Origin of the sequence: Mesorhizobium sp. M8A.F.Ca.ET.208.01.1.1 (genome assembly GCF_004791315.1) — a bacterium.
Classification (GTDB): Bacteria; Pseudomonadota; Alphaproteobacteria; order Rhizobiales; family Rhizobiaceae; genus Mesorhizobium.
On record NZ_SRUT01000010.1, the window covers coordinates 74,190 to 89,797 of the forward strand.

Below are 15,608 nucleotides of genomic sequence, written 5' to 3' on the forward strand. Positions count from 1 at the left end.
TCTGTGCATATCAGTGCGCGATGCCGGAGCCGGCCGCTTCGTCGATCAGCCGCCCACTGGCGAAGCGGTCGAGATCGAAGGGCCGGCTGATGTCGTTGTGCTTGCCGCTCGCCAGCAGGTTCGCCAGCAACGTGCCGCCGGCGGGGATCGCCTTGAAGCCGCCCGTGCCCCAGCCGCAATTGAGGAACAGGTTGGGCAGCGGCGATTCCCCGATGATCGGCGAGGAATCCGGCACGACGTCGACAATGCCCGCCCATTGCCGCATCAGCTTCAACTGGCCGAAGATCGGGAACATCTCCAGCACCCCCGCGATCACCGTCTCCAGCGTCGGCAAATTGCCGCGCTGTGCATAGGAAGGGATGCGGTCGAGCCCGCCGCCAATGACGATCTCGCCCTTGTCCGACTGGCTGACATAGACGCCGGTGCCGGGCGACAGGACCACCGTGTCGAGGATCGGCTTGACCGGTTCGGAAACGCAGGCTTGCAGCGCGTAGGAGTTGATCGGCAGCCGGAAGCCGGCTTTTTCAGCCAGAACCGAGGAGTGCCCGGCCACCGCCATGCCGATGCGCTCGGCACGGAACGTGCCGCGCGTCGTCTGGACACCGCGGCAGCGGCCGCCCTCGACGATGAAATCAGTGATCTCGCAATTCTGGATGATGTCGACGCCGAGCCGGCTCGCCGCGCGCGCATAACCCCAGGCGACCGCGTCATGGCGCGCCGTGCCGGCCCTGCCTTGCCAGATGCCGCCGAACACCGGAAACCGCGCGCCGGCCGAGAAATTATAGATCGGCGCCACCCGGCGCACGTCCTCGGGCGAAAACAGCTCCGCATCGATGCCGCTGATCTGCATGGCGTTGACGGTGCGCGCGCCGACTTCCATTTCGGCGGTCGAGTGACACAGATTGACCATGCCGCGCTGCGACAGCATGACGTTGTAATTCAGATCCTTGGACAGGCCTTCGTAGAGCCGGTGCGCCAGCCCGTAGAGCTCGACGCTCTGAGGATAGTAATAATTGGAGCGCACCACGGTGGTGTTGCGGCCGGTGTTGCCGCCGCCGATCCACCCTTTTTCCAGCACGGCCACTCGGGCGATGCCGTGATTCTTGGCCAGGTAATAGGCCGTCGCCAGTCCATGGCCACCGCCGCCGATGACGATCGCGTCGTAGGACGGCTTCGGCTCGGGCGAGCGCCAGGCCTGTTTCCAGCCGGTCTGGCCGGCCAGGCCTTCCTTGAACAGCGACAAAGCGGAATAGATGCGGGTCATTGTGTGGGCGACAAGCCTGGTTGATCAGGGCAAACCTAGTGGTAGTGGACATATCTGTCTAGTTGCCGGTCATCCCGACTTGCGGCAGCCAACGCTAACGGTTACGCGAGATGGTCTCCTCCACGTAACGTGAAAAATCCTCGACATCGCCCGCCGTAGGCTCTCGGCCTGTGAAGCTGCGCAGATACGCGGCAACATGCGGCAGGCGGCTGCTCATCGGCTCGTCGAGTTCGAGCGAATAGTAGCCGATCTGCATGAAATAGAGCACCCGAGCCCGCACGAACGCGTCTTCCTCCTCGTAGCCATGACGCATGAACATGCCGCGGATGGCATTGACCCGTTCTTCGTCGGCCTCGTCCAGCGCGCGCCTTGTCGCGGGGGAGCGGCGAGCCCATGCCCGGATCGCGAAATCCAGCCGCGGGTCGAACAGCTTTTCGTCCACCCAGCATTCGAAAATGCTCATCACCCCGCGAATGACAGTCGCGGAAGGGCGCCCGGCGCGCTCGACGATGAATCGGGTATTGGTCTGCCGCCAGTGGTCCAGCAACTGGTCGAGCAGGTCCTGGCGGCTCTTGAAATACCAGTAGAAGCTCGAGCGCGAGACGTCGAGCTGCTGGCCAAGCGTCAGCACGCGGACGCGTTCGACGCCGTCCGAGATCAGGGTTTCAAGCGCAAGCTTCAGCCAGTCTTCGCGAGTGGCCTTGATATTGCCGGTGGCGCCGGCACGCTGGATCGTCGTCTCGAGTGCTGTCATCGCCACGACGCATGACATGCCGGATCAGGCAAATCAAGGTCGTGGACATATGTGTACAGGGCAATTCGACCTTGACCCGGAGAGCCATCCAGCGATGTTGGCTGGATTGGTTGTCGGCACGGCACTGTCGCCGCTGCGCCGAAGGCATGAGCGCAGGCCCGGGGACTTTTGTCGCGGCCTTCGAGCCCAGTGCGTGCTTTCCCGCAAGGCAATTGTCTGGCAAATACCACTTCAGACAGATGCCGCCGCGCGGCCAACAGCCAGGGAAGGCAAGGACATGACAGCGTTTCGAAAGAACCTCATCGATGGCGAATGGGTCGGCGATGCCGGATCCCGCAACATCAACCCCTCGGATACCGGCGACGTCGTCGGCGAATATGCCTCGGCGGGGGTCGAACAGGCGGGCCAGGCGATCGCGGCGGCCAAGGCGGCGTTTCCGGCATGGTCCCGCTCCGGCCCGCTGGCGCGCCATGCGGTGCTGAAAAAGGCCGCCGACGAGATCATGGCGCGCAAGGACGAACTCGGTCGCAACCTGGCGCGCGAGGAAGGCAAGACGCTGGCCGAGGGCATTGGCGAGACCATCCGCGCCGCCCAGATATTCGATTTCTTTGCCGGCGAAACACTGCGCTTGTCGGGAGAGGTGGTGCCAAGCGTGCGGCCGGGCGTCGGCGTCGAGATCACGCGCGAAGCGGTTGGCGTTGTCGGCATCATCACGCCATGGAATTTCCCGATCGCCATCCCCGCCTGGAAGATCGCTCCGGCGCTGGCTCACGGCAACACCGTCGTCTTCAAGCCGGCCGAACTCGTTCCCGAAAGCGCCTGGTCCATCGTCGACATCCTGCACCGCGCCGGCCTGCCCAAGGGCGTGCTGAACCTCGTCATGGGCAAGGGCTCGGTGGTCGGCCAAGCAATGCTCGACAGCCCCGACGTCAACGCCATCTCCTTCACCGGCTCGGTCGGAACCGGCAAACGCGTCGCCGCGGCAAGTGTCGAGCACATGCGCAAGTTCCAGCTCGAAATGGGCGGCAAGAACCCGCTGGTCGTGCTTGACGACGCCGATCTCGCGGTCGCTGTCGATTGCGCGCTGAACGGCGCCTTCTTCTCGACCGGCCAGCGCTGCACGGCCTCGTCGCGTTTGATCGTCACCAACGGCATCCACGACCGTTTCGTCGACGCGCTCAAGGAGCGCATGGAAAAGCTGGTGATCGGCGACGCGCTCGACGCGCAAACGCAGATCGGCCCGGTGGTCGACGCGACCCAGCTCAAGCAGGACGAGGACTATATCGCCATCGGTGTCCGGGAAGGCGCCACGCTCGCCTTCGGTGGTGAACGGCTCGACCGCAAGACGCCGGGTTTCTATCTCAAGCCGGCGCTGCTCACCGAGGCCACCAACGCCATGCGCAGTTCACGCGAGGAGATTTTCGGCCCCGTCGCCAGTGTCATCCGCGTCCAGGACTATGACGAAGCGCTTGCCGTCGCCAATGACACGCCGTTCGGCCTGACCTCGGGCATCTGCACCACGAGCCTCAAGCACGCCACGCATTTCAAGCGCAACTCCGAAGCCGGCATGGTCATGGTCAATCTGCCGACGGCGGGCGTCGACTTCCACGTCCCCTTTGGCGGGCGCAAGGGTTCGAGCTTCGGCCCGCGCGAACAGGGCCGCTATGCCATGGAATTCTACACCACGGTAAAGACCGCTTATACGTTCGCGGGATGATCCGGCGCCGGCTTGCCGGTCGGCGTGCCGCCACCTCCTCGAGAAACGGACCGGCGCGATGACACTGCAGGACCTGACCTGGCTCAACCCGCCGCCGCACCATGCCGTCGACGGTGATGCCGTGCGCGTGCGCACCGGCAAGGAGACCGATTTCTGGCGCGAGACCTTCTATGGTTTCTGGCGCGACAACGGCCACTTCCTCTGCCGGCAGGTCGAGGGCGACTTCACCGCCGAGGTCACCGTCAAGGGCGACTACAAGGTGCTTTACGACCAGGCCGGGCTGATGGTCCGGCTGAGCGAAACGCACTGGATCAAGGCCGGCATCGAATACACCGACGGCCTCGCCTATTTATCCGTCGTCGTCACCAACGACATGTCGGACTGGTCGCTGGTGGCCATTGCCGCCGGCCCGGACGGCGTCAGGATCCGCCTGACCCGTCATGGCGAGGCGATCCGCGTCCAGTATCTCGACGCTTCCGACGGTCATTGGAAGCCGGTGCGGCTCGCCTATTTCCCGATCTCGAAGCTGGTCGATGTCGGTATGATGTGCTGTTCGCCGCAGCGTGAGGGTTTCGAGGTCACGTTCTCCGGATTTTCGATCGGCCCGCCGATTGCGCGGGACCTGCACGACTGACGCCACGAGCCCGCCTTGGCCTGTGTGAGCAAGCAGGCCGGACGTTGCGGCCATAACGGCGTCTGGGCTAAGGGTTGCCCATGGGCATGTCGCGTTGGCGGGCAAAACTCAAGAAACCCATTCGTTCCGGGGCGCTGAGGTTTTTCAGCGTTCCTTCCGTGCTTTGGTCGCAAGGGATCGGGCGTTTCTGCGACTTCGCCGGACCCGATTGGTATCGCTGGGCGCCGACCGAATCGACGCAAAGCGAGGCTTTTTTCCGCGACCATTATAGCGGCGCGCATGGCATCGTCTGGGTGCGGCTGAGCACCCTGGCCAGGCTTGCGCGAAATTGTGATCTCGACACTTTCGCCAGGATAGCCCTGCCCACCATCAAGGCTCCCTTCATCCTGCTGACGACCGACGGTGATTCCTCGGTGCCTTCGGATCTGGCCAAGGACACCGTCGAGCGGCTTCTCGCCAACCCCTATCTGGTCTCCTGGTACAGCCAGAACTGCGACGGCGGTCATCTCAGGGTCAAGCCGTTTCCGATCGGGCTGGATCTCCACACCCCACGTTCCCTGGCGACCCCTGCCGGACTGGTGAGACACCTGAAAACCCTGCGCGGGCAGGGGAGTGCGGATCGTCGTCCAGCCAGGATATTCTGCGATTTCAGCGTCAGCAGAGAGTCCGGCGAGCGTCGGGAATTGCTTGATGCTCTGGACGGATGCCCGCATGTCGATTTTCTAGGGCAACGCGTATCGCAGCGCTCGATATGGCAGCTCTATTCGCAATATCCGCTCGTGCTGTCGACCGTCGGAAACGGCCTGGACTGTCACCGGACATGGGAACTGCTTTATCTCGGCTGCATCGTGGTGACCAAGACTTCACGGCTCGATCCGCTTTACGAAGGCCTGCCTGTCATCATCGTCGACGATTGGCGCGAGGTGCGGGACCCCGATGCCCCGGGGCGCTGGATCAGGCAGGCCGCGCATTTGACGGACCGGGACTATGTATGGAGCCGTCTGCGCCCGCAAGCCTATCTGCAGCCTCTGCGCGAAGAGCTTCGGCGGGCCGTCGTTTCACCACGGGACGTGTAGGATTTCCAGCTTGGGCAGGCCGACCGGCCGGATGCCGAGGTCGTTGGCAAGGAGGCCAAAGGCTTCGGTCTCGATCAGATCGCGGTAAGGAATTTCGGGGAAACGAAGACCGCCGCGATGCAGGGCGGCGTCGACCAGGAGCATGGTTCCGCCGACCGCATCGAGGCCGATGATGTCGAGATGCCTGACATCGCTGAGATGATACCGGCTTGGCGTTTGCACGGGAGGCTGATGAAGGCCGCCGCGTATCTCGCGGTAATAGCGATAGTCCTTGGTCTGCCGTCTGATGACAAAGCTGTTGAGGTCGAAACTGGCGCCACCGGCGATCTTCACGCAGTTGGGCACCGCGATGCGATGTGCCGTGGCGATCAGGCGGTTCAGCACATCGCCGGGAAAGCGCCAGACGTCGATATCGATCCACAGCGCCCAGTCATCCTCCTCGCTGAGCCCGTGATCGATCAGATAATTTCGCACCTTGGCGATCGCGCCGCGCCTGACGCGCTGCATTCTGGGCTTTGCCCGTTTTGCCCTGTCGAGGCGGGTGCCGACCTGTCTTTGCAACAGGATGATGTCACGATATTTGCCGGCCAATCCAGCGGTTGCGGCCTGTAGTCGCTCCCAGCTTCCGTCCTGGCTGTCGCCTTCGCAGAAGACCAGCTTGATCCGGTCCTTGGGATAGTCGAGCCCATCCAGCGCATCGAGAAAGGGCTGGATAAGGTCGGCGGAGTCGCGAAGCGGCACCAGGACAGCGATGTTTCGGCCCGATGGCGGCGGCGCCGACAGGACCGCTCTGTCGACGCCTGCTTTCGCCTGCGCCTCATCCAGATACGCGCCGCGCGTCAGGTGATACCGGAGCCCATAGGCCCGATTGCGAAACTTGGTCCACCAGTTCGGCGGCGGTTCCGGGGTCCACCATGTGCCGGCCCAGTGATGGATCGAGAGCGACGCCGTGTCGTCGCCGGCGTCGCTCTCCATGCTCCCGGCCGACGTCACCGGCACGAACAGGGCGGAAGGATGAATGGCGAAGGCCGTCTGATCGCCATAACAGCGTTGCGCCGAGGTGAGCAGACAAGGGCCGGTCGCGTCGAGCACGTCCTTGGCGCCGGCGAGCCCGGGCATCATCGACAGGAGATGCAACCAGAATGGATGACCGGGCGGGCTCGCTATCGTCCCGTTGAACAGAAGGTAGGGCAGGCCCCGGAAATCCGCCTGGACGGCCGCATGCGAAGCCGGCTCCTTGCACAGCACGACCCGTGTCTCGTTCATGATCGCATCGAAGGGCGCGACGCATTCGCAGTCGATGTCGGCATAGACCCCACCGAAGTGATGCAGAAGCATGTAGCGGGCCGCGTCCGACCGTTGAACGCCGTTGGTGTAGCCACAGAACATCGGCAGATAATCCGGGTAGTGCTCGGCCACGAATTCGAGCAGCATCCGGTCGCTCCAGAGCATGACCGTCCAGTCTGGATTGTGCCGCTTCCAGCTGTCGGCATAGGCCTGGAAGCGGACGGGAACGCTGTCGGTCTTCCAGGTCTGGTGCAGGATCGGCGGAATCATCGACGGCTCATGGGGTGATGGGGTGGCCTGGTGTCACTTGCCGTCATTGTCCAGTGCAAGCCCGGCGCGGACGGCATCGCGGATCGCTTGCGGGCCAAACCTTGCCCATACGGCCTGATGCGCGCGCGTGCGCTGCCGCGCCCGGCGTTCGGCGTCGAGAGAGAGTTCGATGGCCATGTCGGCCAGTCCTTCGTCGCTGGTCGACAGCATCACTTGGTCATTCTCGACCATGTCCAGCCCCTCGGCAGCGAGCGGTGTCGCGATCACCGGCACCCCCCAAGTCATCGCCTCCAGGATCTTGATGCGCGTGCCCCCGCCGGCCCTGAGCGGGATGATGCTGAGATGCGCGCCGGACAGGAGTGGCGCCACGCTTTCGGGGTCTTCGACAAGCTCCACACCAGGCAATCTGGTCAGCGCCCGTACGGCCGCCTTTGGGCTTCGTCCGGCAAGAGTAAGTCTTGCACCCGGCAAGACCTGCCGAATGCGGGGCAAAATGGTGCCCGCCAGGCGCTCGGCCGCATCGACGTTCGGCGGATAGCCGAGATGCCCGATAAACACGATCGTCGGATAACCGCTGTCGGTAGCGGCTTCGGCGGGCAGCACCTGTGGAATGTCCTCGACGTTGGGGATTCCATTGGGAACGACATCGATCGGCACATTGTGCCGGGATGCGGCCATCAACCTTTCGCGATCCTGGTTCGAGCAGACCCACACCCTGTCGACGAGGGATTGCGCTTTTCTCTCCAGCCGCCGGATGCCAAGCACCGCCGGGGATCGCGCTGGACTGATATGCCGCAGCTGTGCCGCCAGGTCGGATTCGACATTGTGCATGTCGAGGATGAGCTGCCTGGTCAGCGGCCGCAAAGGTCGCAGCAGCTTGAACAGGCCGGTCCCCTCGACGATCACCGTATCGGGTTTGAAGGTTTGCACCAGTTTCCGCAGCCGCACCAGTGCCGTGCGCGGGATACGGTTCTCCCCCGCGATCCTCCACCAACCGAGAGAGGCCGAACGCGGTTCTCCATCGATCACCAGGCCAACCGCGTTGATGCGCGCGTCGGACGGTTGTCGTGGGTCGCCCAGCGGTCTGATCGAGGCAAGCCGGACCGGGCCGAACTCGGCCGCAAGGCTGGCATTGTTGAAATTTCTCAGGTCCGCACCGGAAACCGGCGGAAATGCCGGGTCGAAGGACACGATCAGCGTGCGTCTTTCCGTGACCGCGCCAGCGCTGGACGAGTGGTCAGGCCGTTCCATCATGGCTCCGATGCGAATTCGTATGCGATATTGCGACGCCTTCCAGCTCGGCCCCAGGCTTTTGTGGGCGCGAACGGCACGCATCATGCTCATCGCATAGCTGTATCGGTTGTGTTTGATAAGCTGCCTTGAGATCCGCAAGGCTATCCAGGCCTTCCTCCACTGCAGAACGTCCCTGGCAATCGCCGGATCGGCAAGCTTGTCCAGCTCCAGTGCTATCGCGAGAAACGTGGCCCGCGGGGTTTCGACAAATCGCCGCGCCATTCTCTCTTCGTCATGGTGGTAGAGAAGCACCGGAGAAGAGATCGTTGTCACGTCGGCTTGGGCGAGCACGGCCGCCCAATAGCACGTGTCCTCATCCAGGCTGGTAGTTTCCGGAAAGCGGACGGTGGCCGTTGCCGAGGCTGCGACCAACGCGCTGCCCATGGCGATCGGCCATGTCTCGTTAAGAAGGTAGCGGCGGGCGTTCAATGCCCGGTCGCTCGTGTACCCATGCGGAACCTTGAGCTTGTCCGGCCTCCCCCTGGTGCGGCGAATGCTGGCTCCTATCGACAGGCCGGCCTCGGGATTGCGCAGGAGCGCGTCATGCAGCAGTCCCAACCCTCCCGCCATCACCTCATCGTCGGCATCGAGGAAAAGTATGAACTTGCCTTTGGCTCGCGCAATTCCGGCGTTGCGGGCAGCGCCCGCGCTGCCCAGCCGCACGGCGAGGATCTCCAGCGGCAATCCGTACTTGCGGGCGCTTTGCATCGATATCGCCGTGGTCTGGTCGATGGAGCCATCGTCGACGAGAAGAATCTCGCTGATCAGGCCCCTCTGCGGCAGAAGGCTTCGCAGCGTGGCGTCGATCGTCGCGGCGGCATTTCTTGCCGGGATGACGATGCTGATGTCGGGTTGATCACGCCCCGAAATGCTCATTGCGGCACGAAAAAACCGCGCTTCAGAACGCGGTCATAGCAATGTTTGAACGGCGAGACCGCGCGAAGTGAAAGACTGGCCAGGCTTTCGACTGGCTGCGGCTCGACGTCGAATGGCGACTGGTCCTTCAACCAGCTGTAGCAGCAGCCATCCTTGAGTACGGAAGGACTTCCAACGACGTAACCGCCAAGCGCCTTCAGGTGGCCGATCCGCCGCATGCCGAGATACAGGCTGGATGATACTGCCGGTTCGCGCGTCCTGAGATAGATGTGGAATCCATTCGGTGATTTCGCGACCGGCGTGCAACTTGAAAGGTGCGCGTGCTTGCCAGACCAGGCGCGATAGTCTGCTGAATCGTCGAAATCCAAGATGAGAAGGTTGCCGTATCCTCCGATGATGCCGACATTTCCAGCAAAGTCCCGAAACCAGCGCCGGATTTCCTCCGGTGTTGGTGGCTTCTGCGACAACTGAAAGGCAATCGACCGGAACGCCAATTCTTTCAGATCCTTTCGACGGGCCTTCAAATGCAGCGGATGATATTCCATCGCCTCAAGATCGAGATGCTTGCCACCTTCGCGCAGAGGCACACAGATGTAACCCTTGGACAAGAGCTCGATTGCGTATTCCGTTTCGACTAAAGGCTGCATCCACGAATGTTCCGCGGCCGAAGGCGTCGTCTCGATTTCATTAGCCTCGCAGGGATCCGTCAAGCGCCGCCGCGCACTTGGTTGCGTATTTGTGAGCATTTCGGCATATGTGATGGCTTTGGGCTTATCGTCTGGACCACGCCAGCCAGTGCGCCGCAAGGCGCCTGCGCAACGAGGTGAGGCGTGTCCGCCTATAGGCGTCGCCCGCCATCTTGATGCCTTGCGCCTGTGTCGGGAAGGGATGGATGACGTCGGCCAACGCATGCAGTCCCATGCCGGACCGGATGGCGAGGGTCACCGCGTTGATCATCTCGCCGGCATGGCTGGCGACGACCGTCGCGCCCAGGATGCGGTCGGACCCCTCCCTAACATGGATCTTGACGAATCCTTCCTCCTCGCCGTCCATCACGGCGCGGGCGACATCGTGCATCAGTATCGTATAGGTTTTGACCGGAATGCCATTGCGGCGCGCTTCCAGGGGATAGAGGCCGACATGGGCGATCTCCGGATCGGTATAGGTGCACCAGGGAACGACGAGGTCGCTGAGCCTTTCGCGGCCGCGAAACAAGGCATTGCGCACGACAATGCGCGCCGTTGCCTCGGCGGTATGGGTGAACTTGTATTCGAGGCAGACGTCGCCCGCCGCATAGATGTGCGGGTTGCTGGTTCGCAGATAATCATCCACCTTGATGCCGTCGGCGTCATACGCCACGCCGGCCTCTTCGAGGCCGAGACCATCGACGTTGGGTGAACGGCCGACGCCGGTGATGATCTCGTCGACGGAGATCGTCGTCGTGTCACCATCCCGCATCAGGTCGGCGAACTTGGCGGTACCTTCCCTGCGCACCGCCACCACTTCGGTGTTCAGGCGCACCTCCACCCCCTCGCGCGCCAGGGCGTCCGAAAGGATTTGCGCGGCGTCGCGCTCCTCGCCGGGCAGGAACATCGGATCGCTCTGCGCCAGGATGACCTTGGCGCCGAGCATGCAGAAAGCCTGCGCCGTCTCGCAGCCAAGCGGCCCGCCGCCGATGACGAGGAGCCGCGGCGGGCATTGCGTCAGGTTGAACATCGTCTCATTGCTGAGATAACCGGCTTCGACCAGCCCCGGAATAGCAGGGAAGGCCGGGTGTGCGCCCGTTGCAATCAGCGCCTTCTTGAAATGCAGCGTGCTTTCCTCGACCGTGACCGTATCGGGGCCGGCAAATCGCGCCGCACCGAAATAGAGGTCGATGCCTTCCGAAACCAGGCTCGCGGCGGAATCGGCACGGCTGATCCGCTGCCGGATCTGCCGCATCCGTGTCATCGCCCGTTGAAAATCGACACGAAGATGATCTGGCGGGTCGCCGCCGAAGCTCTCGGCATCGCGCATGTCGGCATAGAGCCTGGCTGTGCGAATGATCGACTTCGACGGAATGCCACCGACATTGATGCACGCACCGCCAATCAGCCCGCGCTCGATCAGCGCGACCTTCGCGCCAAGGCTCGCCGCGTCACGCGCGGCGGTCAACCCGGCCGGCCCGGCGCCGATGACGACGAGATTGTAGGAGCCGTTCGGGGTCGGGTTCTTCCAGTGCGGAGGATGCGCGCCCCTGACCAGCTCGACGTCGTTGTGGTCGACGGGGAAGGCGGCGGCTCTCGTCGGTTCACGTGACATCGCGCCCCCCGGATGCCGGGCTTGCCGGCCGCGACAGCCATCCGCCGGTAAAGCCGGCCTTGTCCAGCCCACGACGGATATGGGGATTGCAACGCATGAGCTCCCAGATCATGCCGGAACGGTGGTTTTCGATCATCATTACCGCAATGCCCTGGTCCAGCCCGTAATGGCCTTCCGACACCCAGCCGTTGCGGCCGAAATTTCGCCGGTTGGCCAATGTCGGGTTGAAACCGCTCGGCAGCCGGAAATTGTCGATCACCTCCGGGTAACGATCGGCGAGATGGCGCATCGCCGCCAGGCAAATATCAGGCGCGAAAGGCAGCGACGCCGGATAGGACCATGGCGCGATCGTGCCGTCATCAGGACCGAAAGGCGCGCCGCGCGCCGCGTAACCGGAAAACCGGTGGCGCCGTCGCTCCACGCTGGCGCGGAAGCCGCCTGGTCCGTCCCCTGCCGAAAGACCCCACAGGTTCTCGCCATAGCCGACAAAGCCGTAGGGGTTGTGCCGGGCGTAGTCGCGGTGAAGGTATGTCGAGCGGCGGCTGTTTTCGAAATAGTCCGAATTCTTCTCGCGCATGAAAGCGTCGCGGATGCCTGCGAAATCGATCCAGGCATGCGAGAATTGGTGCATGAACAGCGGCCCGCCATAGAGCACGTCGTGGCCGTAGATGTTTTCCCACTGGTAGGTCGCCGTCCAGGCCTCGTAGCTGTCGTCGGAGGTCGGCCGGTCCGGTGAGGCCATGGACAGCACATAGAGGATCGTCGCCTCGTTGTAGCCTTCCCAGCCATAGTGCAGAAAGCCGGTCCTGGCCTTCCAGCCCTGGCGGAGCGTCGGGCTGCTGCCTTGCGCCCATTGCCAGTCGACACGCCTGTAGAGCGCCTCGGCCAGACGGCGGATTTCGGCCTCGTCGTCATTGTCGCCGGAAAAATAGGCGCCCGCCACCAGCATGCCGGCAATCAGCAGGGCGGTATCGACCATCGACAACTCGCAGCGCCAGACGCGCAAACCGGTTCGCATGTCGAGGAAGTGGTAGTAAAAACCCTTGTGGCCGGTAACGTCGGGGCCGCTGCCTTGCGTGCTGGCCTGGAAAAAGCGTAGCGCCGCAAGGGTCAGCCTGGCAGCCGCGTCGCGCGCCATCCAGCCACGTTCGACGCCGATCGGATAGCAGGACAGGGCGAAACCGACCACGGCGATGCTGCACGGTGAATTCGGCCGCGAGGTGTCGGCGACCAGCCCGTTGTCGGGGTTCACATTCTCCAGGAAATAGCCGAAGGCGGCGCGCTGATAGCGGTCCAGAAGCTCGTCATCGGCCAGCGCGGTGGGATCTGCTCTAAGCAAACGAAGCAAACTCCGGCCTGGTGATCGCCGCTTCCGTCGATCGCAGGCCACCGGCACAGTGGCCGGGGGACATCGCACCTGCCGGGCTCTCTCGTCGTGTCATGGCTTTCCCCTGTTGTGGCACGCTCATTCAGACGCCAGCTACCATAAGCCTGTCCAGCTCCAATCGTTGCTTCGTCACGCGGAATTGTAGTTGGCTCGGGCGAACTCGGAACTGCCTCGACCCGGCTCAATACGTAGCGCGGCCGCCCGAAACGTCGAACACGGCGGCCGTGGTGAACGAGCATTCCTCGGAAGCGATCCATGAGATCAGCGCAGCCACTTCTTCGACCTCGCCGAAGCGCGCCATCGGTATCTTCGACAGCATGAAGTCGATGTGCTCCTGGCTCATCTGCTTGAAGATCGCCGTGCGTACAGCTGCCGGCGTCACGCAATTGACCGTCACCTTGGTCTTGGCGAGTTCCTTGCCGAGCGACTTGGTCAGGCCGATCACCGCCGCCTTCGAGGTGCTGTAGGCGGAAGCGTTGGGATTGCCTTCCTTGCCGGCGATCGAGGCGATGTTGACGATGCGGCCGTAGTTGCGCTCGAGCATGTGCGGCACCAGCGCCTTGTTGCAGTAGAAGACGCCGTTGATGTTGATATTGATGACCCTTTGCCAGTCCTCGGCCGAATAGGCCCAGGTCGTCATGTTGGGGCCGGTTATGGCCGCGCTGGTGACCAGTATGTCGACGCCGCCGAGGACTTCGATCGTCGATTGTGCGGCGGCCTCCACACTTGCCGCATCCGCAACGTCCATCGTCACCCCCTGCAGGCTGGGAATGACGGCTTTCGCCTGTTCGATCTGTGCGGGATCGCGATCCCAGACGCTGACGCGCCCGCCTTCGTCGACGATCCTGTTCGCGACCGCCAGGCCGATGCCCGAGGCGCCGCCGGTAATCACCGCCGATCGGCCGGCGAATCGTCCCGCGAAGGTCATCGGCATGTCACTCCCCCTGTCCATCCCGGTCCATGTGATGGCTCGTCCGGACTGTGAGGTGACCGCCGATCGAGTTCAAGCCGGCATGTGGCCGGATCGTCTGTGCCAACATCGGCCGGATTATCTCTCGGCGATCGCTTCGCTGTAAGACAAGGTGACCGGATTTGCCATTGAGCATGGGGTGCGATAAGTTATATTGCACTGCACAATGGAGACGCCGTTTCTTGTACGCCCCTGTTTGCGGATATGCCGGCTGGTTTGCGGCCCGGCGGTTCGGGGTCGTGTCGACGGGACCCTTTAGATGAAAATTCCCAAATCCCTGCTCGTCGATCCCGAAAAGAACTCGGTCTATGGCAGTTTTGCCGTTGCCGTCTCGATCTGGGCGTTCTCCTATTCCGTCATTTTCGGCCAGGTGCTGATCCTGGCCTACTATGCCGTCTGGCTTCCGCTCATCATGGTCGACTACCGGCGGTTCCTGCGGCAATTGTCCAGTGCCTGGCTGCCGCTGCTGTTCGCCGCCTATGTCTGCTTCTCCGTGTTCTGGTCGCAGGCGCCCGGCACGACCGCCAGAACGGCGGTCCAGTACCTTTCCCATATCGCCTGTGCCTATGTCGCGGCACGCACCGTCAGCGTGCGCACCCTGACGATAGGCGCTCTGGTCGGCATATTCTTCGTCCTGATCTATTCGCTGAAGGTCGGCGCCTATTCCGAGGACGTCCTCGACGGCACCTATAATTTCGTCGGCGCCTTCGCCTCCAAGAACCAGATCGGCTTCGTCGGCTCGCTCGGCATCTATTTCTCCGTCGTTTTCCTTGCTTTCCTTCGGCGAGGTCGCCTGAGCTTCATGCTGACCGTGCCGGTCGTGCTGTTGTCGGCCTATGTGCTGGTCGTCTCGCATTCCGCCACCTCGATGGCCTCGATACCGGCGGTTCTGGCGCTGGTGGCGCTGCTTGCGATGAGCAAGCTTCTGTCGCGGCGCTATCGCCGGGTAATCTTCCTGATCGGCGCCGGCATGATCGTCGTGGTGGCCATCGTCGCCCTCAATCTCGGGCTCATGGACTTCGTGCTTGGCATCTTCGGCAAGGATTCGACTCTCACCGGGCGGACCTATCTATGGGAGCAGGGCTGGAACGCCGCGATGCGGTCGCCGATCCTCGGCGTCGGCTATGCCGCCTATTGGGTGCAGGGCTTTGCCGAGGCCGAGCGGCTGTGGAACGAATTCTACATCACCACCCGCACCGGCTTCCATTTCCACAACACCTATGTCGAGGCCCTTGTCGAACTCGGCTTCACCGGGGCGGTGCTGATATCGCTGATTATGCTGCGCACGCTTTTCGGTCATATCGCGGCGGTGGTCTTCAAGACATGGCAGGCCGAATCGGTGGTTCTCATCGGCGTGATGGTGCTGCTGCTCATCCGCTCCTTCGTCGAGGTCGAGATCCTCAACCCCTACATCATGGGCTCCTTCCTGATGTATTTCAGCTTCTTCAAGCTGGCCCGGTTGCCGGTCACGCGCACGCGGTGGTCGCCGGCCTTCGAGCCAGCGGATGCGAAGGGTGGGGAGCCAGCCTGGCCGCACCGTCCGGCGGCGGCCGAGTAATGATGAGGGTCCGCCAGGGCAATTCCAGGAAAGTGTGTAACGGTTTCCCCGGGAGAAGCGCATAGCGCTTCCCCTTGGGAATTGCGTAAAAACAAGAAGTTAGAGCGGGTCAGAGATTCTATCAAACACTAAACCGTTCTTGGAGCAATGCCGGGAAAAGTGCGTAGCGGTTTTCCCGTCCGCAATTGCGTCAACAACCGTTCTGGTTTTCCGGTTCTGGA

12 protein-coding genes are annotated in these 15,608 nt (G+C 62.9%); 4 read left to right on the top strand and 8 right to left on the bottom strand.

Features of this window, described 5'->3' with window-relative positions; all coding sequences use genetic code 11:
• Positions 1–10: 10 nt before the first annotated feature.
• Both EN851_RS29470 and EN851_RS29475 read right to left on the bottom strand, forming a co-directional pair.
• Positions 11–1,264, bottom strand: coding sequence for a sarcosine oxidase subunit beta family protein (locus tag EN851_RS29470; RefSeq protein ID WP_135883701.1), 1,254 nt, complete (start codon positions 1,262–1,264; stop codon positions 11–13).
• 94 nt (positions 1,265–1,358) lie between these two features.
• Positions 1,359–2,018: a TetR/AcrR family transcriptional regulator gene (locus tag EN851_RS29475; protein WP_189521955.1), complete on the bottom strand. Its 660-nt coding sequence runs from the start codon at positions 2,016–2,018 to the stop codon at positions 1,359–1,361.
• 277 nt (positions 2,019–2,295) lie between these two features.
• Between EN851_RS29475 and EN851_RS29480 the strand changes: the two genes are divergently transcribed.
• The 3 genes from EN851_RS29480 (at position 2,296) to EN851_RS29490 (ending at position 5,445) form a co-directional block, all read left to right on the top strand.
• Positions 2,296–3,735, top strand: coding sequence for an aldehyde dehydrogenase family protein (locus EN851_RS29480; RefSeq protein ID WP_127276000.1), 1,440 nt, complete (start codon positions 2,296–2,298; stop codon positions 3,733–3,735).
• Between the two features lie 58 nt (positions 3,736–3,793).
• On the top strand, positions 3,794–4,369 hold the full coding sequence (locus tag EN851_RS29485; protein WP_135930586.1) for a DUF1349 domain-containing protein: 576 nt from the start codon (positions 3,794–3,796) through the stop codon (positions 4,367–4,369).
• A 158-nt stretch (positions 4,370–4,527) separates the two neighbouring features.
• The gene (locus tag EN851_RS29490) at positions 4,528–5,445 is read left to right on the top strand and encodes a hypothetical protein (RefSeq protein WP_245520829.1); all 918 of its coding nucleotides are present in this window, start codon (positions 4,528–4,530) and stop codon (positions 5,443–5,445) included.
• Here EN851_RS29490 and EN851_RS29495 read toward each other — a convergent pair.
• The 6 genes from EN851_RS29495 to EN851_RS29520 all read right to left on the bottom strand — a co-directional run bounded on the left by EN851_RS29495 (position 5,428) and on the right by EN851_RS29520 (position 13,793).
• A complete protein-coding gene (locus EN851_RS29495; protein WP_135930587.1) occupies positions 5,428–7,002 on the bottom strand; it encodes a glycosyltransferase in 1,575 nt (524 codons plus the stop codon). The genes EN851_RS29490 and EN851_RS29495 overlap by 18 nt on opposite strands.
• 33 nt (positions 7,003–7,035) lie before the next feature.
• On the bottom strand, positions 7,036–9,171 hold the full coding sequence (locus EN851_RS29500; protein WP_135930588.1) for a glycosyltransferase: 2,136 nt from the start codon (positions 9,169–9,171) through the stop codon (positions 7,036–7,038).
• Entirely contained in the window at positions 9,168–9,818 is a 651-nt protein-coding gene (locus EN851_RS29505; RefSeq protein WP_245520830.1) for a bifunctional DNA primase/polymerase, read from the bottom strand. The genes EN851_RS29500 and EN851_RS29505 overlap by 4 nt, the downstream gene beginning before the upstream one ends.
• 124 nt (positions 9,819–9,942) lie before the next feature.
• A complete protein-coding gene (locus tag EN851_RS29510) occupies positions 9,943–11,472 on the bottom strand; it encodes a mercuric reductase (protein ID WP_135917307.1) in 1,530 nt (509 codons plus the stop codon).
• Positions 11,462–12,811, bottom strand: a complete 1,350-nt coding sequence (locus EN851_RS29515) for a glucoamylase family protein (protein WP_135930589.1) — start codon at positions 12,809–12,811, stop codon at positions 11,462–11,464. The genes EN851_RS29510 and EN851_RS29515 overlap by 11 nt, the downstream gene beginning before the upstream one ends.
• Before the next feature lie 229 nt (positions 12,812–13,040).
• Positions 13,041–13,793: an SDR family NAD(P)-dependent oxidoreductase gene (locus EN851_RS29520; RefSeq protein WP_135930590.1), complete on the bottom strand. Its 753-nt coding sequence runs from the start codon at positions 13,791–13,793 to the stop codon at positions 13,041–13,043.
• A gap of 295 nt (positions 13,794–14,088) precedes the next feature.
• Between EN851_RS29520 and EN851_RS29525 the strand changes: the two genes are divergently transcribed.
• Entirely contained in the window at positions 14,089–15,387 is a 1,299-nt protein-coding gene (locus EN851_RS29525; protein WP_127872978.1) for an O-antigen ligase, read from the top strand.
• Positions 15,388–15,608: the final 221 nt, after the last annotated feature.